At 71.4% G+C, this 25,201-nt stretch carries 21 protein-coding genes; 14 read left to right on the top strand and 7 right to left on the bottom strand.

Features of this window, described 5'->3' with window-relative positions; translation table 11 throughout:
• Nucleotides 1-30: 30 nt before the first annotated feature.
• A complete protein-coding gene (locus OHT57_RS22475) occupies nt 31-3,006 on the top strand; it encodes an FAD-binding and (Fe-S)-binding domain-containing protein (RefSeq protein ID WP_328748279.1) in 2,976 nt (991 codons plus the stop codon).
• A gap of 325 nt (nt 3,007-3,331) precedes the next feature.
• The gene (locus OHT57_RS22470) at nt 3,332-3,796 is read left to right on the top strand and encodes a GNAT family N-acetyltransferase (protein ID WP_328748278.1); all 465 of its coding nucleotides are present in this window, start codon (nt 3,332-3,334) and stop codon (nt 3,794-3,796) included.
• Nucleotides 3,797-3,858: 62 nt separating this feature from the next.
• Here OHT57_RS22470 and OHT57_RS22465 read toward each other — a convergent pair whose 3' ends face one another.
• The 3 genes from OHT57_RS22465 to OHT57_RS22455 form a co-directional block, all read right to left on the bottom strand.
• On the bottom strand, nt 3,859-5,646 hold the full coding sequence (locus OHT57_RS22465; RefSeq protein WP_328748277.1) for a serine/threonine protein kinase: 1,788 nt from the start codon (nt 5,644-5,646) through the stop codon (nt 3,859-3,861).
• A gap of 532 nt (nt 5,647-6,178) precedes the next feature.
• Nucleotides 6,179-6,553, bottom strand: a complete 375-nt coding sequence (locus OHT57_RS22460) for a hypothetical protein (protein WP_328748276.1) — start codon at nt 6,551-6,553, stop codon at nt 6,179-6,181.
• Between the two features lie 8 nt (nt 6,554-6,561).
• Entirely contained in the window at nt 6,562-7,071 is a 510-nt protein-coding gene (locus tag OHT57_RS22455; RefSeq protein WP_328748275.1) for a SigE family RNA polymerase sigma factor, read from the bottom strand.
• A 189-nt stretch (nt 7,072-7,260) separates the two neighbouring features.
• Between OHT57_RS22455 and OHT57_RS22450 the strand changes: the two genes are divergently transcribed.
• The 4 genes from OHT57_RS22450 to OHT57_RS22435 all read left to right on the top strand — a co-directional run bounded on the left by OHT57_RS22450 (nt 7,261) and on the right by OHT57_RS22435 (nt 11,492).
• Nucleotides 7,261-7,620 carry a hypothetical protein gene (locus OHT57_RS22450; RefSeq protein WP_328748274.1) on the top strand — a complete coding sequence of 120 codons (360 nt, stop codon included), beginning with the start codon at nt 7,261-7,263 and terminating at the stop codon, nt 7,618-7,620.
• A gap of 526 nt (nt 7,621-8,146) precedes the next feature.
• Nucleotides 8,147-8,278, top strand: coding sequence for a hypothetical protein (locus tag OHT57_RS22445; RefSeq protein WP_328748273.1), 132 nt, complete (start codon nt 8,147-8,149; stop codon nt 8,276-8,278).
• A gap of 95 nt (nt 8,279-8,373) precedes the next feature.
• On the top strand, nt 8,374-10,422 hold the full coding sequence (locus OHT57_RS22440; protein WP_328748272.1) for an ABC transporter ATP-binding protein: 2,049 nt from the start codon (nt 8,374-8,376) through the stop codon (nt 10,420-10,422).
• Nucleotides 10,423-10,553: 131 nt separating this feature from the next.
• Nucleotides 10,554-11,492, top strand: a complete 939-nt coding sequence (locus tag OHT57_RS22435) for an EamA family transporter (protein WP_328748271.1) — start codon at nt 10,554-10,556, stop codon at nt 11,490-11,492.
• A 5-nt stretch (nt 11,493-11,497) separates the two neighbouring features.
• On the opposite strand, the gene OHT57_RS22430 is transcribed toward OHT57_RS22435, so the two are convergent.
• The 3 genes from OHT57_RS22430 to OHT57_RS22420 form a co-directional block, all read right to left on the bottom strand.
• Complete coding sequence (locus tag OHT57_RS22430) at nt 11,498-12,241, bottom strand: class I SAM-dependent DNA methyltransferase (protein WP_328748270.1); 744 nt, start codon at nt 12,239-12,241, stop codon at nt 11,498-11,500.
• A gap of 338 nt (nt 12,242-12,579) precedes the next feature.
• Nucleotides 12,580-12,810, bottom strand: coding sequence for a hypothetical protein (locus OHT57_RS22425; RefSeq protein WP_328748269.1), 231 nt, complete (start codon nt 12,808-12,810; stop codon nt 12,580-12,582).
• A 210-nt stretch (nt 12,811-13,020) separates the two neighbouring features.
• On the bottom strand, nt 13,021-13,524 hold the full coding sequence (locus OHT57_RS22420; protein ID WP_328748268.1) for a GtrA family protein: 504 nt from the start codon (nt 13,522-13,524) through the stop codon (nt 13,021-13,023).
• A gap of 255 nt (nt 13,525-13,779) precedes the next feature.
• Here OHT57_RS22420 and OHT57_RS22415 point away from each other — a divergent pair, with 255 nt between their 5' ends.
• From OHT57_RS22415 to OHT57_RS22380, 8 genes are all read left to right on the top strand, one after another.
• Nucleotides 13,780-14,628 (top strand): TIGR03084 family metal-binding protein, encoded by an 849-nt coding sequence (locus OHT57_RS22415; protein ID WP_328748267.1) that lies wholly within the window; start codon nt 13,780-13,782, stop codon nt 14,626-14,628.
• Nucleotides 14,625-16,307 (top strand): acyclic terpene utilization AtuA family protein, encoded by a 1,683-nt coding sequence (locus tag OHT57_RS22410; RefSeq protein WP_328748266.1) that lies wholly within the window; start codon nt 14,625-14,627, stop codon nt 16,305-16,307. The genes OHT57_RS22415 and OHT57_RS22410 overlap by 4 nt, the downstream gene beginning before the upstream one ends.
• A complete protein-coding gene (locus tag OHT57_RS22405; protein WP_443053472.1) occupies nt 16,262-17,911 on the top strand; it encodes an acyl-CoA carboxylase subunit beta in 1,650 nt (549 codons plus the stop codon). Before OHT57_RS22410 ends, OHT57_RS22405 begins: the two co-directional genes overlap by 46 nt.
• An 11-nt stretch (nt 17,912-17,922) precedes the next feature.
• A complete protein-coding gene (locus OHT57_RS22400) occupies nt 17,923-19,764 on the top strand; it encodes an acetyl/propionyl/methylcrotonyl-CoA carboxylase subunit alpha (protein ID WP_328748264.1) in 1,842 nt (613 codons plus the stop codon).
• Nucleotides 19,765-19,832: 68 nt separating this feature from the next.
• Nucleotides 19,833-20,963, top strand: coding sequence for an acyl-CoA dehydrogenase family protein (locus OHT57_RS22395; RefSeq protein ID WP_328748263.1), 1,131 nt, complete (start codon nt 19,833-19,835; stop codon nt 20,961-20,963).
• A gap of 32 nt (nt 20,964-20,995) precedes the next feature.
• Nucleotides 20,996-22,564: a 4-coumarate--CoA ligase family protein gene (locus OHT57_RS22390; protein WP_328748262.1), complete on the top strand. Its 1,569-nt coding sequence runs from the start codon at nt 20,996-20,998 to the stop codon at nt 22,562-22,564.
• Nucleotides 22,561-23,298: an enoyl-CoA hydratase family protein gene (locus tag OHT57_RS22385; RefSeq protein ID WP_328748261.1), complete on the top strand. Its 738-nt coding sequence runs from the start codon at nt 22,561-22,563 to the stop codon at nt 23,296-23,298. The genes OHT57_RS22390 and OHT57_RS22385 overlap by 4 nt, the downstream gene beginning before the upstream one ends.
• The gene (locus tag OHT57_RS22380; protein ID WP_328748260.1) at nt 23,283-23,900 is read left to right on the top strand and encodes a TetR/AcrR family transcriptional regulator; all 618 of its coding nucleotides are present in this window, start codon (nt 23,283-23,285) and stop codon (nt 23,898-23,900) included. The genes OHT57_RS22385 and OHT57_RS22380 overlap by 16 nt, the downstream gene beginning before the upstream one ends.
• A gap of 18 nt (nt 23,901-23,918) precedes the next feature.
• On the opposite strand, the gene OHT57_RS22375 is transcribed toward OHT57_RS22380, so the two are convergent.
• Complete coding sequence (locus OHT57_RS22375; RefSeq protein ID WP_328748259.1) at nt 23,919-25,043, bottom strand: citrate synthase 2; 1,125 nt, start codon at nt 25,041-25,043, stop codon at nt 23,919-23,921.
• Nucleotides 25,044-25,201: the final 158 nt, after the last annotated feature.

Here is a 25,201-nt window from a genome sequence, read left to right as displayed (position 1 = left end):
CGGTGTTGACCGGACTGGTTTGCTGGAGTCATGACGGATCTGGAGGCGGACCTGCGCAAGGCCGTCCGGGGCGAGGTCGGTTTCGACGTCACCTCCCGGGCCCTGGTCACCATGGACGCGTCCAACTACCGGCGGGTCCCGCTCGGGGTCGTGGCGCCCCAGGACGCGGACGACGTGGCCGCCGTGCTGGAGGTCTGTCGCGCACATTCCGTGCCCGTCGTGCCCCGCGGTGGCGGTACCTCCATCGCCGGACAGGCCACCGGTACCGGAGTCGTCCTGGACTTCACCCGGCACATGAACAAGGTCCTGACGCTGGACCCCGAGGCGCGTACCGCCGTCGTGCAGCCGGGCCTCGTCCTCGACCGCCTCCAGGACGCCGCCGCCCCGCACGGACTCCGCTTCGGGCCCGACCCCTCCACCCACAGCCGGTGCACGCTCGGCGGGATGATCGGCAACAACTCGTGCGGCTCGCACTCGGTGGCCTGGGGCACGACCGCGGACAGCGTGGCGGAACTGGACGTCGTCACCGCGCGCGGTGAGCGGCTGCGGCTCGGGCAGGAGTGGGCCGGGGCGCCGGAAGGGCTGCGGGCACTGGTGGAGGGGGAGCGGGCGCGGCTGCGGACCGGCTTCCCCGCGCTCCCCCGCCGCATCTCCGGATACGCGCTGGACGCCCTGCTGCCGGAGCACCGGGCCGACGTCGCCCGGTCCTTCTGCGGCAGCGAGGGCACCCTGGGCGTCCTCACCGAGGCGGTCGTACGACTGGTGGAGGCGCCCCGCGCGCGTGCGCTCGCGGTGCTCGGGTACGCGGACGAGGGCGCGGCCGCCGAGGCGGCGGCAGGGCTGCTGGTGCACCGCCCCCTGACGGTGGAGGGCATGGCGGCCGACCTCGTGCCCTCGGCGGCCACGCTGCCGCGGGGCGGCGCCTGGCTGTTCGTGGAGACGGGCGGGGAGTCGCAGGCCGAGGCACGCGCGCGTGCGGAGGGGATCGTGCGCGCGGCCGACGTCCTCGACGCGCTCGTGATGACCGACCCGGCCGGGCAGCGGGCCCTGTGGCGCATCCGCGAGGACGCCAGCGGCACGGCGACCCGGATGCCTGGGGGCACCTCCCAGCCCCCTAGGGCTGGGGGAGGCTCGGAGGCGTGGCCCGGCTGGGAGGACTGCGCGGTGCCGCCGGAGCAACTGGGCGCGTATCTGCGGGACTTCAGGGGGCTGATGGTCGCGCACGGGTTCCGCGGGACGCCGTACGGCCACTTCGGCGACGGCTGCATCCACGTCCGCATCGACTTCGACCTGCTGACCCGCCCCGGTGTCGCCCGCTTCCGGCGCTTCTCCGAGGAGCTTGCCGAACTGGTCGCGGCGCACGGCGGGTCGCTGTCCGGCGAGCACGGCGACGGACAGGCGCGGGCCGAACTGCTGCCCAAGATGTACGGCGAGGAGATGGTCGCCCTCTTCGAGCGGGCCAAGGGGGTCTGGGACCCGGACGACCTGCTCAACCCCGGGATGCTGGTCCGCCCGGCACCCCTCGACTCCAACCTCCGCTTCTCCGTCCTGCCGACGGAACCGGTGGACGTCGCCTTCGGGTACCCGGCCGACGGCGGTGACTTCTCCGCCGCCGTACGACGCTGTGTCGGGGTCGCGAAATGCCGTACGACGTCGGCGTCCGGACCCGCCGTGATGTGCCCGTCGTTCCGGGTCACCGGCGAGGAGGAGCACTCCACGCGCGGGCGGGCGAGGTTGCTGCACGAGATGCTGGCGGGTCAGGCTCAGGCGGGTGGCCTGGTGACCGACGGCTGGCGGTCGACGGAGGTGCGGGACGCCCTCGACCTGTGCCTGTCCTGCAAGGGCTGCCGGTCCGACTGCCCGGTCGGGGTCGACATGGCCACGTACAAGGCGGAGTTCCTGCACCACCACTACGCCGGGCGGCGAAGGCCGGCCGCCCACTACAGCATGGGCCGGCTGCCGGTGTGGCTGCGCTGGGTGGACCGTATGCGGGCAGCCGCCGTGGTCAACGCCCTTGCTTCCGTAGGGCCGTTGGCGGCCGTCGCCAAGCGGCTCGGCGGGATCGCGGTCGAGCGGCGGATCCCGCGGCTGGCTCCGGAGACGTTCAGCCGGTGGTTCAGGCGGCGGAACCGGGAGCTGACCCGCGGGTGGATGGCCGAGGCGCGCGCGGGAGGCGAGCCCGAGGTATCCCGCAGGATGGTCTTCCTGTGGCCGGACACCTTCACCGAGCACCTCTCGCCGGACGTCGGCCGGGCGGCGGTGCGGGTGCTGGAGGCGGCCGGGATCGGAGCCGTCGAGCTGCCGGGGCGGCCGTGGAGCGTGCGGCGATCGGAGGTCGGCGAGATCGAGGGCGTCGGTGTGACGGCGGCTATGGGCCGCCCCCGGGTCCGCGCCTGCTGCGGGCTGACGTATCTCTCCACGGGCCAACTCGACCAGGCTCGCGCGGTGTTGCGCCGCACGCTGGATTTGGTGGAGCCGTTCCTGCTGCCGGAACTGGACGAGGTGACGGAGCCGCCCGCCTTCGTCGTCCTGGAACCCAGCTGTGCCGCCGCCCTGCGCACCGACCTCCCGGAGCTGCTGCACGACGACCCGCGGGCCGCCCGTCTCGCCGCCCGGGTCCTCACCTTCGCGGAGGCCCTGGAGCGGTTGGCCCCCGACTGGAGGCCACCTGTCCTGAACCGTCCGGTCGTCGGCCAGACCCACTGCCATCAGCACGCGGTCCTGGGCGACGCGGCCGACCGGCGCCTGCGCGAGGCCGCCGGACTCACCGGCGACCTGACCGGCGGCTGCTGCGGCCTGGCGGGCAACTTCGGCTTCGAGAAAGGCCACTTCGCGGTGTCCCAGGCCTGCGCGGAGGAACAGCTGCTGCCGTCAGTGCACGAGGCACCCGAGGACGCGGTGGTGCTGGCCGACGGCTTCTCCTGCCGTACGCAGCTGGAGCAGCTGGCCGGGGTGCGGGGGCGGCATCTGGCGGAGGTACTGGCGGAGGGGCTGGGACCGGCGTGAACGTGCCGATGTGACGGCGACGCGGTGTGAAACGGGGCGGGTCATGACTCCCGCGGCCTGCGCTCGCGTGGGCGGGGCGCGTGGGCGGGGTGCGTGGGCGGGCTGGGTCCCGGAAACGCCCGCCGGATCCCTCACACACCGCCCACCTCGCCGAGCCGGAGGGTGCCGCCGCCGCCCGGATGTGGGCAGACCGGGGACATCACCGCGGCCCCGACCGTCCGAAGCCGTCACCCTGTCGAAGAGACCGGGCATGCGAGGCAGGCAGGGTGGCTCGCAGGGCGAGACGGCGGGGCGGGTTCCTGAGGGCCGTTGCGATACTCCGGCCGTGGAAACGAGTACGCGTCTCACCAACTGGACCCTGCGTCCCGCGCGACCGGCCGACGTCGAGGCCATCGCCGAGGTGCGGGCCGTTGTCATGCGCCCCGACCTGGAACGGCTGGGGCGGTTCGACGAGCACCGGGTGCGACAGCGGTTCCGGGACGCCTTCGTCGTACCGCACACGTCGGTCATCGTGGCCGAGGGCCGCTTCGCCGGCTGTGTCGCACTGCGGCCGGCCGAGGACGCGTTGTGGCTGGAGCACTTCTATCTCGCGCCGGAGGTCCAGGGGCGAGGGCTCGGCTCCGCCGTCCTGCGCACCCTGCTCACCCGGACCGACGCCGACGGCGAACCCGTCCGCCTGAACGTCCTCCAGGGCAGCGCGGCCCGACGGCTGTACGAGCGGCACGGGTTCACTGTGGAGACCGAGGATCCGGTGGACGTCTTCATGATGCGGGAGCCGCGCAGGGGCTGAGCCGTGAGGGCGGTTCGGGTCGCGTCAGGTTGGTGCCGGCGTGGCCGAGCCCTGAGGATCGGTCAGCCGAGCGTCCAGATCTGGTTGTCCCTTCCGTTGCATTCCCAGAGGACGGCCACCGTTCCGGACGCGCCGCCGAAAATGTCCACGCACTTCTGCGACTGCCCGGCCAGCAACTTCGTGCCGTCGAGGCGGAACTGCTGGCTGCCGCTGCCGTCGCATCCGGCCAGCTGGATTTCGGTGCGGTCGTCGGTCGCTCCGCCGGCCACGGTCATGCACTTCCCGGCCGACTGGACGACCCCGGAACCCATGCCCCAGCGCTGCTGCGCCGAGCCGTCGCACGTGTCCTGGAACAGCTGGATGCCCTCGGCCCCGTTGCCGCGGCTCAGGCACTTCCCCGAGGCGGCGACCACCAGGGCATGGCCGGTCGGAGGGGCCGTGGAGCCGGATCCGCTCTTCGTGGACGTGACCCCTGCGGCATCGGTCGCCGACAGCGACGGCGAGGAGTCCTCGGCCGGTGGCGACGCGACCTCGGAACTACGGGAGTCGGACGGAGAGGGCGTCCCGGACGGGGCCGATGACATGGCCGGTGTTCGCGGCGCGGTCTGGACGCCCGCCGCGGTCGTGACATCCGGTGCCGGGACGGTGGTACCGCCCTTCTCCAGCGACCGCGTGGCCAGCAGCGAGATCGCGACCAGTACCGCCGCGGTGACGGCCGTGCCGAGCACGACCGGTTTCCTCCACCGGGGCCAGCGCGAACGCGGCGTGCGTGGCGTGCCTGGCGTGTGTTGCGTGCGTGGCGGCGGGCCGTCCGGGGCTGTTCCGGCAGCGGATGCCACGCGCTTGCCGTGATCCCGCTCCTTCTCCGGCTCGGGCTTCGACGCCCGCTCCGGGAGGGTGCCGGGTTCCGCGTCCAGGGCGGGTACGGCGGGTACGGCGGGCACGGCGGGCACGGCGACGGAGGCGTGTCCTTCGGCGGGCGTGGCGCGCGCGGTGGGTGTGGTCGGCGCGGTGGCCGCCGTGCGTGCCGTCGGTGCCGTTGCGGCTGTCCGCAGGAGCTGCTCGGCCTCCTCGGCCGAAAGCCGCTCGCTGGGCTTGTTGGCGATCAGACCGTTGATCAGCGGGGTGAGCGGTCCGGCCTGTCTGACCTTGGGCGTCGGCCCCAGGGCGATGGCGTACATGGTCTCCGTCACCGAGTCCCGGAGGAACGGTGAGTGGCCGTCGACCGCCTGGAAGAGCGTCGCCCCCAGCGCCCACAGGTCGGCCTCCGGGCCCGGTCTTCCGCCGGCGAGGCGCTCGGGGGCGATGAAGTCGACCGACCCCACGAGCTGGCCGGTGACGGTGAGAGTCGAGGTGCCGGTGGCCTGGGCGATACCGAAGTCGGTCAGAACGACCCGGTCGTCCTCGGTGAGCAGCACGTTGGCGGGCTTCACGTCCCGGTGCAGGACCCCGGCCCGGTGCGCCGCCCGCAGTGCGGCGAGCACACCGAGGCCGATCCTGGCGGCCTCTTCGGGCGGAACCGGGCCGTGCACCCGGATCAGGTCGGAGAGGGTGGTGGAGGGGACGTACTCCATGACGATGGTGGGCAGACCCTCGTCGTCCACCACGTCGTGGACGACGACGACATTGGGGTGACTGATCCGGGCGGCGCTGCGGGCCTCCCGGCGGGTGCGCTCGAAGAGGGTGGCGAGATCGGCCTCGGAGAGGTGGGGCTGGGGGTGGAGCCTCTTGACGGCGACATGGCGGCCGAGGACGGTGTCGTGGGCCCGCCAGACAGTGCCCATACCGCCTCGGCCGACGCGGTCGAGGATGCGGTACCGGCCGGCGATCAGCCGTTCTTCGTCAGACACCGTGGTTTCCTTTTCGCTACTGCGGAGCTGCGCCGGTCAAAGGTCCACGGGGCGCTTCGGATCAAGGTCTCCCCCAACGGCACCTGATCTCGGGCCCGTTGAGGGAGCGCTGCCAGTCGAGCGAGTAATCATACTTTCAAGCGAGAGGGTATGTCCGAGCCGACATGCCGACGCAGCCGCCGACGTTGACGTCCATGCCGAGCGGCCGATGATCACAACTCCCGCTGCCCACAACGCGTCCCTGCCAGGATCCCCGACAGGGTCAAGCCGGAGCGTGCCGGGCTTGGAGGGCGGATCTCGCTGGTCGCGATGGCGTGTGGCAGTGCGCGCAAACGCGAGGTCTCCGGTCGGTGAGCCGATGACCGAGACGCCTGTCACCACACTGGAGACCTCGCGTGCAGACGACACCCGCTGGTGCCCGTTTCGATGTCACTGGTGCCCATGGGGCATGGTGCCCAATGGGCGTTGCTGGAGCCGCTGTTGCTGTTCGTCGAGCGGGGTCCGGCGCTGCGCAGGCATCCTGGCAATTCGCCTACGGGCGGTGCGCGGCAGTGTCGGGGGCAATGCTTCCCGCGGTCCGTTGGGGATCGGGAAGCCCTTGCGCTGATGCGGACGCGGCCGGATGAGGCGTCGCGGAGGCCCGGGGGCGGGTGGTGTCTGCCGGGGTGACCGGCATGGGTGCGGTTTTGTCACCGGCCCCTGACAGGCTGACGACCGCAGTGAGCGCACAGGCAGACACGGTGAGTGCGCCGGCCATGACGAGTGCGGCACGGCGGCGCCGGATGCGGCGGCCACCGGCGACTGCCGCGTCGGCGACGCTGGGCAGTGCGGGCTCCGGCTTTGCGTCCAGGGCGGCCTGGAAGGCGGCGCGCAGAGCCCCGTTGTCGTGCTCGTCCACCATGTTCATGTCCTGGCTCACCTCCCGGCCCATTCGCCCTCCCGGCTCTCGACGATCTCACGCAGCCGGACGAGCCCGCGGGCACTTTGACTCTTGACGGTTCCCGGACTCACCCGTAGGGCGCTCGCGGTCTGCTCGACGGTCCAGTCCTCCCAGAACCGCAGGACCAGAACGGCTCGGTAGCGGGGCGCCAACTCCATCAGGGCTGTCTGCATCAGCAGTCGCAACTCCGGTGCGGCCGGCACGGTGGAGAGCACATCAGGTGGCTCGTCCACCGGCTCCTCGCGCCATCCCCCCTTGCGCTGCTGGTCGATGAAGGTGTGGGCGAGGATGGTGCGTGCGTAGGCGCCCACGTTGCCGTCCCGCCTGACCCGGCCCCAGGCCACATAGAGCTTCATCAAAGAGGTCTGGGTCAGGTCCTGTGCCTGGTGCCAGTCCCCGCACAGCAGGAAGGCGCTCCGTCGAAGCTGCGCCTGCTGTGCCTCGACGAACTCCCGGAACTCCCGCTCGCGGACTGCGTCCCTCACTCGTGCCGACCCTCCGCTTGCCCGCCCCCGACCTTCCTTATGTACGGGGAGGAGCCCTGCGAGGTTGCACGGTGCGGCAGAAAGTTCTTCTCCTGAAGCCGTGCAACCCATCCTTGCCCGCTTCCCGTACTCCCCTCACACAAGGGCCTTCCCGCCACAGGTGGAGGCCGCAATCCGAGAGGGCACCCGTTGTCGAAGCACCGCAAGATCACGAAGAGCCACCGCCGCCAGATGTACGCCCTGGCTGTCGGAACCATCCTGGCCGCCTCCGCGGGCTCAGCCGGTGTCGCCAATGCCGTGGGTACGGGTCCGGTCGCGCACACGACTGCGGATCCGGTCGCCCAGACGACTGCGCACCCGGTCACCCACAAGACTGCGGGCCCGGTCGCCCAGACGACCGCGCACCTGGTCACCCACAAGACTGCGGATCCGGTCGCCCACACGACTGCGCACCCGATCGCCCACAAGGCTGCGGGCCCGGTCGCGCAGACGGCCGCGGATCCGATCGCGAACTTGACGGCGGCGCAGAGGGCGAACGCGGTGGGCTGATCTCCTGAGGAGCAATGACTTCTCGGGGAGCCGGCTTCCGCCCCGTCCTTGATGGCCGAGTCCCTGACGGCCCCGCCGGGATGGCCCGGCGGGGCCGCGTCAGCGTCGTTCGGGTGGACGCAAACCGGCCGGCCTGCCGGGCGCCTGCCCTGCGGCCCGGTGTGCGGAACTGCTGCAACGTCAGCGGTTCCGCACCTGCCATTTCCCGCGGCTCCCCGCTCCACCTGCCATGCCGGTTCCGCTCTCCCCGACCGACCGACCGACCGCCGAGCGGCCGACCTGGCGGACCGACCAACTTGGCGGACCGCCATGAACGGATGCCCGGCGACTACGCCGAAGCGCCGAAGCGCTGGGCAGCCCGGCTTCTTACCCAAGTAACTCCCAGGTTTACCAAGGGTATTCACAGTGCCCCTTTGCCTTTTCGGGCACTTTCCCCGGCGGGGGCCGTGTAACTTCTTCGACATCGGGTTCCGGACGCGGAATTCGGCGAAATCAAGGAACAGTGCATCCCTCCCAAGGAGTCGGAATGAGCCTCAAGAAGCTCGCCCCCCTGCCGAAGCCGAAGTCGAAGCAGCTGCCGCCCCCGCCCCCGCCGAAGCCCAAGAAGCACCACCACAAGCCGCTTCCCAAGCCGATTCCCGGTGGTCAGGACAACTGATCCGGCGCTGACGCACAAGGGGCCGACGGTGCGCCGTCGGTCCCTTTCTCAGGTAATTCGAGGGTGATTCAAAGGTAGTTCAAAGGGGATGGGGCATGGGTCGCGACGGGGAGAACGCGGAATATGCAAAACATGCGGGGCACGTCGAATCCGACGATGAAATCGCATACGACACCCCCACCCCCACCATTCCGGCCCGCACCGCATTCCGCCGTTTCTGGCCGCTGACGAAGGGCCTGCGCCGCTGGCTGGTGACGGTCTGGCTGTGCACGGTGCTGGCCGCGCTGGCCGAGACGGAAGCCATTCTCCTCTTCGGTGATCTCACCGACCACGCCCTCCAGAAGGGCTCACTCGCCGCGTTCTGGGACCCGGCCGTGAAGTGGCTGGCCGTCGCCGTGGCCGGAGCGGTCGTCGCATACGCCGGCAACTCCCTTGCCGCTTGGGCCACCGAGCGCTTCGTGATGCGACTGCGTGAGCATGTCTTCGACCACGTACAGAAGTTGCCGCCGCACTTCTTCCAACGCCACCGCCAGGGCGACCTGTTGTCCCGGCTGACCGGCGACATCGAGGCGATCGAGACCATGGTCGTGTCGGGCCTCGTCGGCGCCGCCTCGGCGGCCTTCTCCGCGCTCTTCTACGCGGCCGCCGCGTTCTGGCTGCGCTGGGACCTCGCCACCGCGACCTTCGTGCTGGCTCCGTTGTTCTGGCTGGCCGCCCGCCGCTTCTCCGGTTCCATCAAGTCCGTCTCCCGCGAGGGCCGCGTCGCCGACGGCGCGATCACCTCCGTCGTCGAGGAGTCCCTCGGCAACATCGTCCTCACTCAGGCCTACGACCGCCGTGACGCCGAACGCCGCCGGCTGGCCGAGGAGGCGAACGCCTGGTTCCGCGCCTCCGTCCGCTCGACGCGGCTCAACGAGGCGTACGAGCAACTCGTGGCCGTCATCGAGACGGTGTGCGTCCTCGCGGTGATCGGCATCGGCGCCTGGGAGATCTCCACCGGCCGCATGACCCTCGGCCAGCTCCTCGCCTTCTCCGCGTTCCTCGGCTATCTCTACCCGCCCGTCCGCGGTCTCGCCCAGCTCGGCCTGACCGTCAACGCGGCCACCGCGGGCGCCGAGCGGCTGATCGAGATCCTCGACGTGCGGCCCGCGGTCGGTGACCCGCGGCGCCCCACCGACACGGGACGCCCTGACGGCCGTATCGACGTGCGAGACGTCAGCTTCCGGTATCCGGGCGCCGACACCGTCACCCTGTCCGGGCTCTCGTTCACCGTCCACCCCGGCGAGCTGGTGATCGTGACCGGCCCCAGCGGCGCGGGCAAGTCCACGGTGTCGAAGATGCTCCTGCGCTTCTACGACCCCGACGCCGGCGGGCTCTACCTGGACGGCGTCCCGCTGCGGGACTTCCCGCTCGCCCGGCTGCGCGAGTACGTCACCCTCCTGCCCCAGGAGACGCTCGTCCTGCACGACACCGTGCGCGCCAACATCGCCTGCGGTCGGCCCGGCGCCAGCGAGCAGGCCATCGTCGAGGCGGCCCGGGCGGCCGACGCGCACGAGTTCATCGCGCGGCTCCCCGAGGGCTATGACACCCGGGTCGACCCCAACTCGGCCCGGCTGTCAGGCGGTCAGCTGCAACGCCTCGCCATCGCGCGGGCCATCCTGCGCGACTCACCGGTCCTCGTCCTCGACGAGCCCACCACCGGCCTCGACGCCCTGGCCGCCCGCCGGGTGGTCAAGCCGCTGCGCCGGCTGATGGCGGGCCGTACGACCATCATGATCACCCACGACCTCAACCTCGCCCCCGACGCCGACCGCATCCTCGTCGTCGACCACGGCCGGATCGTGGAGGTCGGCCGCCATGAGGAGCTGCTGGCGTGGGGCGGGGCGTACGCGCGACTGCACCGGTCGCAGAACGGTGCGGTGATGGACACCGGCGAGCTGCGGCTGCCGCTGTTCACGGAGGCGGCCAACCCGGTGGAGGCCGTCGGCGCGGGGGCGGCCTGGGCAGGGGCGGTCGGGGCGGAGGCAGCCCGGGTGGAGGCGGCCCGGGTGGAGACGGCCCGGGCGGGCGGCGGATATCGGTCCACCTACCTCGACGGAGGGCAGCCGCTCTTCCGGGACGAGACGCCCTGGGGAGGCCACTGAACAACCCTCCGCCAACCGTCCGCCATTCGGGACAGCCGTATAACCGGTTCACACACCTGTCGAAGTCCATTACCGTGGACTTCGCAGTGCATCGTGATGGACAAACCTCGAGCTGATCCCTGGACGCCCCCGTGACCACCTCCAACGCAGCCGCCCCGGCTTCCCCGACCCCGGTCACCGACCCGTCGGCGACCGCCCCGCGCCGTCGCGGCGCACTCGGCCCCGTCAGCCTGCTCCTCGCCGCTGGTGTCTCCGTACAGTTCGGCGCCGCCCTCGCCGTGACCCTGATGCCCAGGACCGGTGCGCTCGGGGTCGTGACCCTGCGGCTGATGGCCGCCGCGGTCGTCCTGCTCCTCGTCTGCCGCCCCCGCCTGCGCGGCCACTCGCGCACCGACTGGGGCACGGTCGTCGTCTTCGGCCTCACCATGGCGGCGATGAACGGCCTCTTCTACCAGGCCGTCGACCGCATCCCCCTGGGCCCCGCGGTCACCCTGGAGGTCCTCGGCCCCCTCGCGCTCTCCGTCCTGGTCTCCCGCCGCGCGGTCAACGCCGTCTGGGCCGGACTCGCGCTCGCCGGTGTCTTCCTGCTCGGTGGCGGAGGCGCCGGGGGCTTCGGCGAGCTCGACCCCACAGGTGTCGCCTTCGCCCTGGGTGCGGGCACCATGTGGGCGGCCTACATCGTCTTCAGCGCGCGGACCGGCCGTCGCTTCCCGCAGGCCGACGGCCTCGCGCTGGCGATGGCGGTCGGCGCGCTGGCGTTCCTGCCGTTCGGCATCGTGGAGTCGGGCACCAGGCTCCTCGACCCGGTGACCGTGGGCCTGGGCGCAGCGGTGGCCCTGATGTCGTCCGTGCTGCCCTACACCCTCGAACTCCTCGCTCTACGCCGCCTGCCCGCCTCCACCTTCGCGGTCCTCATGAGCCTGGAGCCGGCCCTGGCCGCCCTCGCGGGCTTCCTGATCCTCGACCAGGCCCTGTCCGCGCTCCAGGCACTCGCCATCGCGTTCGTGATCGCGGCGAGCATGGGAGCTGTCCGGACACAGGTGGGACGGGGCAGGGCCACCCCGCCGTGAGCTGATCAGCCCGTGACCTTCTCCCACACCGAGACGTGGGTGCCGCTGTCGCTCGTGAACGGCTGCCCTCCCCAGTCCTCCCACCGCTCCCGCAGCCGCATCCCGGCCAGCCGGGCCATCAGGTCGAGCTCCGCGGGCCAGACGTACCGGAAGGGGAACGAGCGGAAGGAGCCCTGGCCGTCCTCCGCGACCGTGACGTGGTGCGAGGCCATCGCCTGGGTCGCGATGTCGTAGGTGTCGAAGCCGACGCGGTTCTCGCCGACGTGGAACGGCACGGTGTTCTGCCCGGGCGGGAGTTTCCGCAGCTCGGGGACCATGACCTCGATGACGAAGGTCCCTCCGGGCGCCAGGTGCCGGGCGACGTTGCGGAAGCAGTCCACCTGGGCGTCCTGGGTCGTCAGGTTCATGATCGTGTTGAAGACCAGGTAGGCGACCGAGAACTCACCGGGCACGCGGGCCGTCGCGAAGTCCCCCATGGTCACACCGATCGCGTCCCCGCCGGGCTTGCCCCGCAGCCGGTCCGCCATCGCCCGCGACAACTCGATCCCGTGCACCTCGACTCCGCGCCGCGCCAACGGCAGCGCGATCCGCCCGGTGCCGATGCCGAGTTCCAGCGCCCGTCCGGTGCCGGCGAGCTCCGCCAGCATGTCCACGGCGGGCGCCACCGTTTCCTGCGTGAACATCGCCGCGGTCGACTCGTCGTAGGTCGAGGCGACGGATTCTCCGAAGTAGCCGTCTTCATCGGTCATCGGGGGACCGTACTGCGGGGGTGGGGGTGTGCGCGCGCGAATTTCCGGACGGAGCACGCCAGTTGGGGAGGGGGCGGCCTTTCAGGGCGGATCTGAACGGGGCGAAAGCCTCGGGAGCTGCTGCTGGCGCGGTGGTTGCAGCAGGTGCCGAGGGTGCGCATGCCCGAGCCGCGACAGAACTCGCTGACGGCTGACGGCCGACGGCCGACTGCCTGTTCACCGACACCCGAGTCCGAGGGAGGGAGGGCTCGACACCGGGACCGGTGTCGACTCAGCCTGTTTCGGGTGGGTACGGGCCGGTCAGGCGGTCCCTCGAACAGCTCGTCTTCCTGTCGCGGTCAGAGCCCGTTCTCCCGGTAGCCCTGCCGTGCGAGGACGAAGCCGGCGATCTCCACGGCGTTGAACGCCCCCACTGGCACCGCGACCGCGCACCACCACGGGGAGACGGCATCGAGGGCGCCCGCGATCAGCAGCATCACGCACCCAGCGCCTGAAGCCCCCGCCGCGAGCAGCTCCAGCCATCCCTTCGCGCGGAGCCCGTACATGAGGCTGCGGGACTTCGACTCCATGCTCGCTCCGTGGGTGCGGGACCGGTGTGTGCGGCTGAGCCGCGGCACAGTGCGTTCTGTCCGGGCCCGCCGGCGACGACCGTACGGTTCCCCCGGGATCCGGACATCGGGGAAACCACGTAGTCGTGCACGCGCACCGGGCCGGACGCGAACCCGGTGGGAACCCGGTGAGCCCTGAACTCCTGCCCCAAGACCCAGCGGGCCCGTGCCCTACGCCGCCAGCCCCACCGGCGCGGCGCTCGCCTCCCGCCCCTTCACTCGCCGTACCTCCCTGTCGCGGCGCACGGCGAAGACGTACACGCGCAGGACCGCGAAGCGGCCCACACCCGCGAGGCCGGACGCGGCGAGGTAGACGATCTGTTCCGTCAGCAGGCCGGGGGCCGGCTGCGCCAGATGCAGGATGCATACGGCGATGCTGGTCACCGCATACGCGGCGGTGGCCGATCCCGCCGACTGCCAGTGCTCGCGCCACCCGGCACCGCGTCCCGTGCCGAAGGTGAAACGGGCGTGGAGTTCGGTGCACAGCAGGGTCGAGACGAGGGTGATGACCGCGTTCGCGACCGCCCACGGCACGGTCATGGCCAGCAGCGGTACCGCCAGGCCGGAGAGGACTCCGACTCCGCCTCCGAAGACCACGAACCGCAGGAAGGCGGCGACGGGGCCGGGGGTGACCGAAGGCGCCGTCTCGGGCTTCGGTGCGAGCGACGACTTCATGGTGGACCCCCTTTGCGTATCGTTGTTTCTGTTGATGGAAAAGCTACGTTGCGTTCATGGTTATGGCAACTGATTTACGGCGGATTGTAGGCGTAGATGCAGCTCAAGGTGGAAATTTCATTGCAACGAGTGTGGGTGTAACGCAACGAATTTCAGCTGGTCGTTGCAATGAGAGGAAGGTGAATGTCAGGGGGGCGGCGTAGAATCAATGCAAGCACGCTTGCTTGTTTTGTGGCCCCCTGCCATCCTCACCCCATGGCCGACCCGACCCCCGTCATCGACGACCTCTGTGCGGAGAGCGACGAACTCGACCTGCTCGTGGTCGAGTTGAGCCCCGAGCAGTGGGCGCTCGCCACCCCCGCCGACGGCTGGACCGTCGCCCACCAGATCGCTCACCTCGCCTGGACCGACCACTCCTCCCTGCTCGCCGTCACCGACCGGAAGGCCTTCTCCCGCGAGGTCGAGAAGGCGCTCGCCGCACCCGGGGACTTCGTGGACAACGGCGCGCGGGAAGTCGCCGGAAAGCCGCCGGCGCGGCTGCTCGCGTACTGGCGTGCGGGTCGCGAGGACCTGGCGGAGGCCCTGCGTGCGGCGCCGGAGGGGGCCCGTTTCCCCTGGTACGGCCCGCCCATGTCCACCGCCTCCATGGCCACCGCCCGCCTCATGGAGACCTGGGCCCACGGCCTGGACGTGGCCGACGCGCTGGGCGTGACCCGTACCCCCACCGACCGGCTCCGGCACATCGTCCGCCTCGGCGTCCGCACCCGCGACTTCGCCTTCGGCACGCACGGACTGACCCCGCCGTTCGAGGAGTTCCGTATCGAACTCACCGGCCCGGAAGGCGAGTTGTGGACCTACGGCCCCGAAGACGCCGCCGACCGCGTCACCGGGCCCGCCCTCGACCTCTGCCTCCTGGTCACCCAGCGGGCCCACCGCACCGACCTCGCCCTGAGCGCGGAGGGCGAGGACGCCGACCGCTGGCTCGACATCGCCCAGGCCTTCGCGGGCCCACCCGGTGCGGGGCGCCCGGCCAAGGGAACGGCTCCTGGACGCCCGGCGAAGGGGACGGCTCCCGGGCACCCGGCGAGGGGATCGGCCGGATGAGGAGCCTCCGTGTCGGCAACGCCTCCGGGTTCTACGGCGACCGCTTCGACGCCGTGCGCGAGATGCTCACCGGCGGTGAACTCGACGTCCTCACCGGCGACTACCTCGCCGAGCTGACCATGCTCATCCTGGGACGCGACCGGCTGAAGGACCCCGGGGGCGGATACGCCCGCACCTTCCTGCGCCAACTCGAAGACTGCCTCGGCCTCGCGCACGAGCGGGGCGTCCGGATCGTCGCCAACGCGGGCGGCCTCAACCCGGCCGGACTGGCCTCCCGCATAAGGGAGTTGGCCGACCGGCTCGGACTGCAGACGAAGGTCGCCCATGTCGAGGGCGACGACCTCACCGCACGGCACCCCGGCAGCCTCGCCGCCCACGCCTACCTCGGCGGCTTCGGCATCGCGGCCTGTCTGCGGGAGGGCGCGGACGTCGTGGTGACGGGAAGGGTGACGGACGCGGCCCTGGTCACCGGACCCGCCGCCGCCCACTTCGGCTGGGGGCCGGGGGAGTACGACCGGCTCGCGGGGGCCGTCGTCGCCGGGCACGTCCTGGAGTGCGGGACGCAGGCGACCGGCGGCAACTACGCCTTCTTCGCCGAAGCCGGACCAGGACGCGACCTTCGCCGCCCCGGCTTTCCCCTCGCCGAACTCCACGAGGACGGCACCGCCGTCATCACCAAGCACCCCGGCACCGGCGGCTTCGTCGACGTCGGCACGGTGACCGCCCAACTCCTGTACGAGACACAGGGCGCCCGGTACGCGGGCCCCGACGTCACCACCCGTCTCGACACGGTGGAGCTCACCCAGGACGGCCCCGACCGGGTCCGGATCTCCGGAGTGCGCGGTGAGGCCCCGCCCCCCACCCTCAAGGTCGGCCTCAACCGGCTCGGCGGCTTCCGCAACGAGGTCGTCTTCGTGCTGACCGGCCTCGGCATCGAGGCCAAGGCCGCGCTGGTGCGGGAGCAGATGGCCCCCGCACTCGCCAAGGTCACCCACGTCGACTGGGACCTGGTCCGCACCGACCGCCCGGACGCGGGGACGGAGGAGACAGCGAGCGCGCTGCTGTGGCTGGTCGTCCGTGACGCGGACCAGGAGAGTGTGGGGCGGGCGCTCAGCGGGGCGGCCGTGGAGCTGGCGCTCGCGAGCTACCCCGGGTTCCATGTGCTAGCGCCACCGGGGAAGGGCTCGCCCTACGGGGTTTTCGAGGATGTGTACGTCCCCCATGGAGCCGTGGACCATGTGGCCGTCCTCCACGACGGGCGGCGGATCCGTGTGGCCCCGGCCCAGGAGACCGTCGTACTCGACCATCCGCCCACACCGTCCCTCCCCGCCCCCCTGCCGCCCGGTCCTGCCCGACGTGCCCCCCTCGGCCTCGTCGTCGGGGCTCGCAGCGGGGACAAGGGCGGCAACGCGAACATCGGGGTGTGGGCGCGGACGGACGAGGCCTGGCGGTGGCTCGCGCACACCCTCACCGTCGACCGCGTCCGCGAACTCCTCCCGGAAACAGCGGAGTTGCCCGTCACCCGCCACGACCTCCCGCACCTGCGCGCCCTGAACTTCGTCGTCGAGGGGATCCTCGGCGAGGGCGTCGCCGCCCGGCACCGTTTCGACCCGCAGGCCAAGGCCCTCGGCGAATGGCTGCGCTCCCGCCACCTGGAGATCCCGGAGGCCCTGCTGTGACGATCATCGACTCCGGCCTGGACACGGCTGGTTCCGACTACCGGGCCAACCGTGACGCCATGCTCGCGAAGCTGGACCAGCTGACCGCCGAGCACGCCAAGGCGCTGGCCGGCGGGGGCGAGAAGTACGTCCAACGGCACCGCGAGCGCGGCAAGTTGCTCGCCCGGGAACGCATCGAGCTGCTGCTCGACCCCGACACGCCCTTCCTCGAACTGTCCCCGCTGGCCGCCTGGGGCAGCACCTCCCCCGAGTACGCGGTGGGCGCCTCCCTCGTCACCGGGATCGGGGTGGTGGAGGGCGTGGAGTGCCTGATCACCGCCAACGACCCGACGGTTCGCGGGGGAGCGAGCAACCCGTGGTCGTTGAAGAAGGCGCTGCGAGCCAACGACATCGCCCTCGCCAACCGGCTGCCCTGCATCAGCCTGGTGGAGTCCGGCGGCGCCGATCTGCCGTCCCAGAAGGAGATCTTCATCCCGGGCGGGGCCGTCTTCCGCGACCTGACCCGGCTGTCCGCGGCCGGCATCCCGACCGTCGCGGTCGTCTTCGGCAACTCCACCGCAGGCGGCGCGTACATCCCCGGCATGTCCGACCACGTGATCATGGTCAAGGAACGGGCCAAGGTCTTCCTGGGCGGTCCGCCCCTGGTGAAGATGGCCACCGGCGAGGAGAGCGACGACGAGTCCCTGGGCGGCGCCGAGATGCACGCGCGCGTGTCGGGCCTCGCGGACCACTTCGCCGTGGACGAGCAGGACGCGCTGCGACAGGCCCGCCGGGTCGTCGCCCGCCTCAACCACCGCAAGGCGTACGGCGATCCGGGCCCGGCCCAGGCGCCCAAGTACGACGAGGACGAACTCCTCGGCATCGTCCCCGGCGACCTCCGCACCCCCTTCGACCCGCGCGAGGTGATCGCCCGGATCGTCGACGCCTCCGACTTCGACGAGTTCAAGCCGCTGTACGGCACGAGCCTGGTGACCGGCTGGGCCGAACTGCACGGCTATCCGGTGGGCGTGCTGGCGAACGCCCAGGGCGTCCTGTTCTCCGAGGAGTCCCAGAAGGCGGCCCAGTTCATCCAGCTGGCCAACCAGCGCGACATCCCGTTGCTCTTCCTGCACAACACCACCGGCTACATGGTCGGCAGGGAGTACGAGCAGGGCGGCATCATCAAACACGGCGCCATGATGATCAACGCGGTGAGCAACTCGAAGGTCCCGCACCTCTCCGTCCTGATGGGTGCCTCGTACGGCGCCGGGCACTACGGCATGTGCGGCCGCGCCTACGACCCCCGTTTCCTCTTCGCCTGGCCCAGCGCCAAGTCGGCCGTCATGGGCCCCCAGCAGCTCGCCGGCGTGCTCTCCATCGTCGCCCGCCAGTCGGCCGCGGCCAGGGGACTGCCGTACGACGAAGAGGGCGACGCCGCCCTGCGCGCCATGGTGGAGCAGCAGATCGAGTCCGAGTCGCTGCCCATGTTCCTGTCCGGGCGGCTCTACGACGACGGCGTCATCGACCCCCGCGACACCCGGACGGTACTGGGAATGTGCCTGTCCGCGATCCACACCGCCCCCTACGAGGGCGCCCGCGGCGGCTTCGGCGTCTTCCGGATGTGAGGGACCTTTCAGTGATCACTTCTGTGCTCGTCGCCAACCGGGGCGAGATCGCCTGCCGGATCTTCCGTACCTGCGCCGAGCTGGGCATCCGGACGGTCGCCGTGCACTCGGACCCGGACGCGAACGCCCTCCACACGCGTGTGGCGGACACGGCCGTACGGCTCCCGGGCGCGGCCCCCGCCGACACGTATCTGCGGGCCGACATGATCGTGAAGGCGGCCGTGGCGTCCGGCGCCGACGCCGTGCACCCCGGCTACGGCTTCCTCTCCGAGAACGCCGACTTCGCGCGCGCGGTCCTGGACGCGGGCCTGGTCTGGATCGGCCCGCCCCCCGGGGCGATCGAGGCGATGGCGTCCAAGACGCGTGCGAAGGAACTGATGGGGCTGGCGCCCCTGCGGGACGTGACACCGTCCGACCTGCCCGTGCTGGTGAAGGCGGCCGCGGGCGGCGGTGGCCGCGGAATGCGGGTCGTGCGCCGCCTCGAAGACCTGGCCGACGCCCTGGAGAGCGCCCGCGCCGAGGCCGCGAGCGCCTTCGGTGACGGGGAGGTCTTCGTCGAGCCGTACGTCGAGGACGGCCGCCACGTCGAGGTCCAGATCCTCGCCGACATCCACGGCACGGTCTGGGCCCTCGGCACCCGCGACTGCTCCCTCCAGCGCCGCCACCAGAAGGTGATCGAGGAGGCCCCGGCCCCCGGCCTCCCGGAAGGCCTCACGGAGGAACTGCGCGCCCTGGCCGTACGGGCCGCACGCGCGGTGGACTACGTGGGCGCCGGCACGGTCGAGTTCCTGGTGGCCGAAGGCCGCGCCCACTTCCTGGAGATGAACACCCGCCTCCAGGTCGAACACCCGGTGACGGAAGCGGTGTTCGGCCTGGACCTGGTGGCGGAACAGATCCGGGTGGCCGAAGGCCACCCCCTGCCGGAAGACCCGCCACACGCGCGTGGCCACGCCGTGGAGGCCCGCCTCTACGCCGAGGATCCGGCAACCGGCTGGACCCCGCAGACCGGCACCCTGCACCACCTCGCGCTCCCCGCGTCCGTACGCCTGGACACGGGTTACACGGACGGCGACGACATCGGCGTCCACTACGACCCGATGCTCGCCAAGGTCGTCGCCCACGCCCCCACGCGCGCGGAGGCGCTCCGCAAGCTGGCAGGCGCGTTGGAGACGGCGACGATCCATGGCCCGGTCACCAACAGGGATCTGCTGGTGAACTCCCTTCGCCACAAGGAGTTCACGACGGCCCGCATGGACACCGGCTTCTACGACCGACACCTGCCCGAACTCACCGAGACGGTCCCCGACCCGTACGCCCCCCTGGCGGCGGCCCTCGCGGACGCGGTCGGCCGCTCCCGCTTCGGCGGCTGGCGCAACCTGCACTCGGCCCCGCAGACGAAGCGCTACGCGATGGCGGGCGAGGAGCACGAGGTCCACTACCGCCACACGAGGGAGGGCCCGGAGGTGGACGGAGTCCGGGTGGTCCACGCGGACGCGAGCAGGGTCGTACTCGAAGTGGCGGGCGTGCAGAGGAAGTTCGAGGTGGCGAGGTACGGCGACGAGGTGTACGTGAACAACACCGCGATCAAGCGCCTGCCCCGCTTCCCGGACCCGACAGCCCAACACGCCCCGGGCTCCCTGCTGGCCCCCATGCCGGGAACGGTCGTACGGGTCGCGGACGGCCTGATGGAGGGATCGGCGGTGGAAGCGGGCCAGCCCCTCCTATGGCTGGAAGCGATGAAGATGGAACACAGGATCACAGCGCCGGTGACAGGCACGCTGACGGCTCTGGATGCGGTACCCGGCCAACAAGTAACGGTCGGCGCTCTCTTGGCGGTAGTCCAACCCACCTAGGGGCGCGGGTCCCTATCCAAGTGCGGCTACCGCCGCGCGGGCGCTCTCAGCCACAACGAAGGGGTCACATGCCCACGATCGAAACGGACGAGCACAAAGCCCTCCGCACAGCTGTCTCCGCCCTGGGCAAACGCCACGGCCGCGCTTACGACCGAGAACAACTCTGGTCCGAAGCAGCCAAGCTCGGCTATCTCGGCGTCAACCTGCCGGAGGCATACGGCGGCGGAGGCGGCGGAATCGCCGAACTCTCCATCGTCCTGGAGGAACTCGGCGCAGCCGGCGCCCCCCTCCTGATGATGATCGTGTCACCCGCCATCTGCGGCACGGTGATCGCCCGCTTCGGCACGGAGTCCCAGAAGCGCGACTGGCTCCCCGCACTCGCCGACGGCACCCGCACCATGGCATTCGGCATCACGGAACCCGACGCAGGCTCCAACAGCCACCGCATCAGCACCACGGCCCGCCGCGACGGAGCCGACTGGCTGCTGACCGGCCGCAAAGTCTTCGTCTCCGGCGTCGACATAGCCGACGCCACCCTCATAGTCGGCCGCACCGAGGACTCCCGGACCGGCCGCCTCAAGCCCTGCCTGTTCATCGTCCCGCGCGACGCCCCCGGCTTCGACAGGCGCCTCATAGAGATGGAACTGGACGCCCCGGAAAAGCAGTTCGAGCTCACCCTCGACGACGTGCGGCTCCCCGCCGAAGCCCTGGTGGGAGACGAGGACGCAGGCCTCCTGCAACTCTTCGCCGGCCTCAACCCCGAACGCATCATGACCGCCGCCTTCGCGATCGGCATGGGCCGCTACGCCCTCTCCCGGGCCATCGCGTACGCCCGCGAGCGCACCGTGTGGGACACCCCCATCGGCGCCCACCAGGCCATCGCCCACCCCCTCGCCCAGGCACACATAGACCTCGAACTCGCCCGCCTGATGATGCAGAAGGCCGCGCACCTCTACGACGAGGGCGACGACGCGGGCGCGGGGGAGGCCGCCAACATGGCGAAGTACGCCGCGGGGGAGGCCTGTGTGAAGGCGGTCGACCAGTCGGTCCACACCCTCGGCGGCAACGGCCTCACCCGGGAGTTCGGGATCGCCTCACTGATAACGGCCGCGCGCGTGGCCCGTATCGCCCCCGTGAGCAGGGAGATGATTCTCAACTACGTCTCCCACCAGACCCTGGGCCTGCCCAAGTCGTACTAGGCCGCCTCGGCATCGGCCGTCTTGGAGGAACCGTGTTCCGCAGCGAGTACGCAGACGTCCAACCGGTGCAACTCCCCATCCACGACGCGGTGCTGGGCCGTGCCGCCGAGTTCGGTGACGCACCCGCCCTGATCGACGGCACCGACGGCACCACCCTCACCCACGGCCAACTCGGTCAATTCCACCGCCGCGTCGCCGCCGGCCTCGCGGAGGCGGGCGTCGCCAAGGGGGACGTGCTCGCCCTGCACAGCCCCAACACGATCGCCTTCCCGACCGCGTTCTACGCCGCCACACGCGCGGGTGCCTCCGTCACCACCGTGCACCCGCTGTCCACGCCGGAGGAGTTCGCCAAGCAGCTCTCCGACTCGGCCGCCCGCTGGATCGTCACCGTCTCACCGCTGCTGGAGACGGCACGACGGGCCGCCGAACTCGCGGGCGGGGTACGGGAGATCTTCGTCTGCGACAGCGCACCCGGCCACCGTTCCCTGATCGACATGCTGGCCTCGACGGCCCCCGAGCCCGGCATCACCATCGACCCGGCGACGGACGTGGCGGCGCTGCCGTACTCCTCGGGCACCACCGGCACCCCCAAGGGCGTGATGCTCACCCACCGGCAGATCGCCACCAACCTCGCCCAGCTCGAACCGCTGATGTCGGCGGGCCCCGAGGACCGCATCCTGGCGGTACTGCCCTTCTTCCACATCTACGGCCTCACGGCCCTGATGAACGCGCCCCTGCGCCTCGGCGCCTGTGTCGTCGTCCTGCCCCGCTTCGACCTGGAGACCTTCCTCGCGGCGATCCAGAACCACCGCATCACCGGCCTGTACGTGGCCCCGCCGATCGTCCTCGCCCTCGCCAAGCACCCCCTGGTCGAGCGGTACGACTTGTCGTCCCTCCAGTACATCGTCAGCGCCGCCGCCCCACTGGACGCCCGCCTCGCCGCCGCCTGCTCGGCCCGCCTCGGCCTCCCGCCCGTCGGCCAGGCGTACGGCATGACGGAACTCTCGCCCGGCACCCATGTCGTCCCCCTGTCCGCCATGAGCGCGGCACCCCCGGGAACCGTCGGCAAGCTCATCGCCGGCACACAGATGCGGATCGTCTCCCTCGCCGACCCCGGCAAGGACCTCGGCACCGGCGAACCCGGCGAGATCCTCATCCGCGGCCCGCAGATCATGAAGGGCTACCTCGGCCGCCCCGACGACACCGCCGCGATGATCGACCCCGACGGCTGGCTGCACACCGGCGACGTCGGCCATGTCGACGCCGACGGCTGGCTGTTCGTCGTCGACCGGGTCAAGGAGCTCATCAAGTACAAGGGCTTCCAGGTGGCACCCGCCGAACTGGAGGCCCTCCTGCTCACCCACCCCGAGATCGCCGACGCCGCCGTCATCGGCGTCTACGACGACGAGAACAACGAGGTCCCGCACGCCTACGTCGTACGCGGGCCGGCCGCCGCCGAACTCTCCGAGGGCGAGATCATGATGTACGTCGCCGAACGCGTCGCCCCCTACAAACGGGTCCGCCAGGTCACCTTCATCGACGCGGTGCCCCGCGCCGCCTCCGGCAAGATCCTCCGACGACAACTGAGGGAACGCGCATGACCCTGATCGGCCGTACACACGCGCGGGGCGTGGAGACCCTGAGCCTGGACTCCCCGCACAACCGCAACGCCCTGTCGGCGGCCCTGGTGGAGGAGCTGGCCTCCTGCCTCGCGGACTGCGCCAAGGACCCCGAGGTCCGTGCGATCGTCCTCACCCACACCGGCAACACCTTCAGCGCGGGCGCCGACCTGAAGGATCCTCCCGACCCGGCCGCGCTGGTCGGGCTGCTGCGGCAGATCGTGGAGCTCGGGAAACCGGTCGTCGCCCGTGTCACCGGGCACGTCCGCGCGGGCGGCCTCGGCCTCCTCGGTGCCTGCGACATCTCGGCGGCCTCCACTGAGTCCACCTTCGCCTTCACCGAGGTGCGGATCGGTCTCGCCCCCGCGGTCATCTCCCTGCCGCTCCTGCCCCGCACCGACCCCCGCGCGCTGGCCCGCCACTACCTCACCGGCGAGCGCTTCGACGCGGCCGAGGCGGCCAGGATCGGCCTGGTCACGACGGCGGGCGACGACGTGGACGCCGTACTCGAACCCGTCCTGGACGGTCTGCGGCGGGCCGCCCCCGAGGCCCTGGCCGCAACGAAACGGCTGCTCACGGCTAGGGTGCTGGAGACCTTCGACCGGGACGCGGCCGGCCTGACCGCGCTCTCGGCACAGCTCTTCGCCTCGCCGCAGGCGCGCGAGGGCATGACAGCCTTCCTGGAACGACGGGATCCCTCATGGGTGGTGGTGTGACCGCGATCGGCGACCGGGCCGAACGCAGACCCAAGCAGGACCGCAGCCGGGCCACCCGGCAACGCCTCCTCGAAGCCGCCGTGGCCGCTCTCGCCGAACACGGCTGGGCCGGCTCCACCGTGACCGTCGTCGCCGAACGCGCCGGCGTCTCCCGCGGCGCCGCCCAGCACCACTTCCCGACCCGCGAGGACCTGTTCACCGCGGCCGTCGAGTACGTCGCCGAAGAGCGCTCCACGGCCCTGCGCGCCCTGTTCCCGCAGGGCACGGCGGACGACCGGCGCGTGGTGATCTCCGCCCTCGTCGACCTCTACACGGGGCCGCTGTTCCGCGCCGCCCTGCACCTGTGGGTCGCCGCCTCCAACGAGGAGCAACTGCGCCCCCGGGTGACCGAACTGGAGGCACGCGTCGGCCGCGAGACGCACCGGATCGCCGTGGACCTGCTGGGCGCGGACGAGTCGAAACCGGGTGCCCGCGAAACGGTCCAGGGCCTACTGGACATGGCGAGAGGCTTGGGCCTGGCGAACCTCCTCACGGACGACCACGCTCGCCGCGAGAGGGTTGTGGAGCAGTGGGCCGTACTGCTGGACGAGGCGCTGCTTTAGGTCTTTCAGTCACCCGACTCAGTGGGCGATGCCCCCGTACCCCTCGATGTCCCGAGGATTCCGAGCCGAGGGCCCCACATACCGCGCGGACGGCCGCACCAGTCGCCCCGTTCGCTTCTGCTCAAGGATGTGCGCCGACCAGCCGGCCGTGCGCGCGCACGTGAACATCGACGTGAACATGTGCGCCGGCACCTCGGCGAAGTCGAGGACGATCGCCGCCCAGAACTCCACGTTCGTGGCGAGCACCCGGTCAGGCCGCCGCGCGTGGAGCTCCGCCAGCGCCGCCTTCTCCAACGCCTCGGCGATCTCGAACCGCGGCGCTCCCAGTTCACGGGCCGTACGACGCAGCACGCGCGCACGGGGATCCTCGGCCCGGTACACCCGGTGCCCGAACCCCATCAGCCGCTCACCCCGGTCCAGGGCCTGCCTGACGTACGCCTCGGCGTCCCCGGTCCGCTCGATCTCCTCGATCATCCCGAGCACCCGGGAGGGCGCGCCCCCGTGCAGCGGCCCGGACATCGCGCCCACGGCCCCGGAGAGCGCGGCGGCGACGTCCGCGCCGGTGGAGGCGATCACGCGCGCGGTGAACGTCGACGCGTTCATCCCGTGTTCCGCGGCCGACGTCCAGTAGGCGTCCACGGCGGCCACGTGCTTGGGGTCCGGCTCGCCCCGCCAGCGGATCATGAACCGCTCGACGACGGACTGGGCCTTGTCGATCTCCCGCTGCGGCACCATCGCGTTGCCCTGCCCGCGTGCGGACTGGGCGACGTAGGAGAGGGCCATCACGGCGGCCCGGGCGAGGTCCGCGCGGGCCTGCTCGGCGTCGATGTCGAGCAGCGGTTTCAGACCCCACACCGGGGCGAGCATGGCCAGCGCCGACTGGACGTCCACCCGGATGTCACCGGAGTGCACCGGGATCGGGAACGGCTCGGCGGGCGGCAGACCGGGATTGAAGGCGCCGTCGACCAGCAGCCCCCACACATTGCCGAACGAGACATGGCCGACCAGATCCTCGATGTCGACGCCCCGGTACCGCAGCGCGCCGCCCTCCTTGTCCGGTTCGGCGATCTCCGTCTCGAACGCGACGATTCCTTCGAGACCGGGTACGAAACCGGGGTCAACGCCGGGGTCGTGGTCGGACATCAGGCGGCTCCTCGTGATGTGTTCGACGGATGACGCCACGATATCCCCGAGTGCCACCTTTGGGGAGCCCGTGCGGCACTCAGTGCCACCATCTGTGGCGGGACGGTCCGTACGGCAGGATGACCGCGTGACCGACGCAGCAAACGCCGTCTCCCCGG

Source organism: Streptomyces sp. NBC_00285 (genome assembly GCF_036174265.1).
Classification (GTDB): domain Bacteria; phylum Actinomycetota; class Actinomycetes; order Streptomycetales; family Streptomycetaceae; genus Streptomyces.
Note: the sequence above shows the minus strand (reverse complement) of the source record. Positions and strands in the feature narration are given on the sequence as shown.

Coding starts and splice junctions, on each gene's coding strand:
- OHT57_RS22475 (WP_328748279.1), top strand. CDS start 31: ATGACGGATCTGGAGGCGGACCTGCGCAAGGCCGTCCGGGGCGAGGTC.
- OHT57_RS22460 (WP_328748276.1), bottom strand. CDS start 6,553: ATGAACATGGTGGACGAGCACGACAACGGGGCTCTGCGCGCCGCCTTC.
- OHT57_RS22445 (WP_328748273.1), top strand. CDS start 8,147: ATGAGCCTCAAGAAGCTCGCCCCCCTGCCGAAGCCGAAGTCGAAGCAG.
- OHT57_RS22440 (WP_328748272.1), top strand. CDS start 8,374: ATGGGTCGCGACGGGGAGAACGCGGAATATGCAAAACATGCGGGGCAC.
- OHT57_RS22430 (WP_328748270.1), bottom strand. CDS start 12,241: ATGACCGATGAAGACGGCTACTTCGGAGAATCCGTCGCCTCGACCTAC.
- OHT57_RS22425 (WP_328748269.1), bottom strand. CDS start 12,810: ATGGAGTCGAAGTCCCGCAGCCTCATGTACGGGCTCCGCGCGAAGGGA.
- OHT57_RS22420 (WP_328748268.1), bottom strand. CDS start 13,524: ATGAAGTCGTCGCTCGCACCGAAGCCCGAGACGGCGCCTTCGGTCACC.
- OHT57_RS22415 (WP_328748267.1), top strand. CDS start 13,780: ATGGCCGACCCGACCCCCGTCATCGACGACCTCTGTGCGGAGAGCGAC.
- OHT57_RS22410 (WP_328748266.1), top strand. CDS start 14,625: ATGAGGAGCCTCCGTGTCGGCAACGCCTCCGGGTTCTACGGCGACCGC.
- OHT57_RS22405 (WP_443053472.1), top strand. CDS start 16,262: ATGGCTGCGCTCCCGCCACCTGGAGATCCCGGAGGCCCTGCTGTGACG.
- OHT57_RS22395 (WP_328748263.1), top strand. CDS start 19,833: ATGCCCACGATCGAAACGGACGAGCACAAAGCCCTCCGCACAGCTGTC.
- OHT57_RS22385 (WP_328748261.1), top strand. CDS start 22,561: ATGACCCTGATCGGCCGTACACACGCGCGGGGCGTGGAGACCCTGAGC.
- OHT57_RS22380 (WP_328748260.1), top strand. CDS start 23,283: ATGGGTGGTGGTGTGACCGCGATCGGCGACCGGGCCGAACGCAGACCC.
- OHT57_RS22375 (WP_328748259.1), bottom strand. CDS start 25,043: ATGTCCGACCACGACCCCGGCGTTGACCCCGGTTTCGTACCCGGTCTC.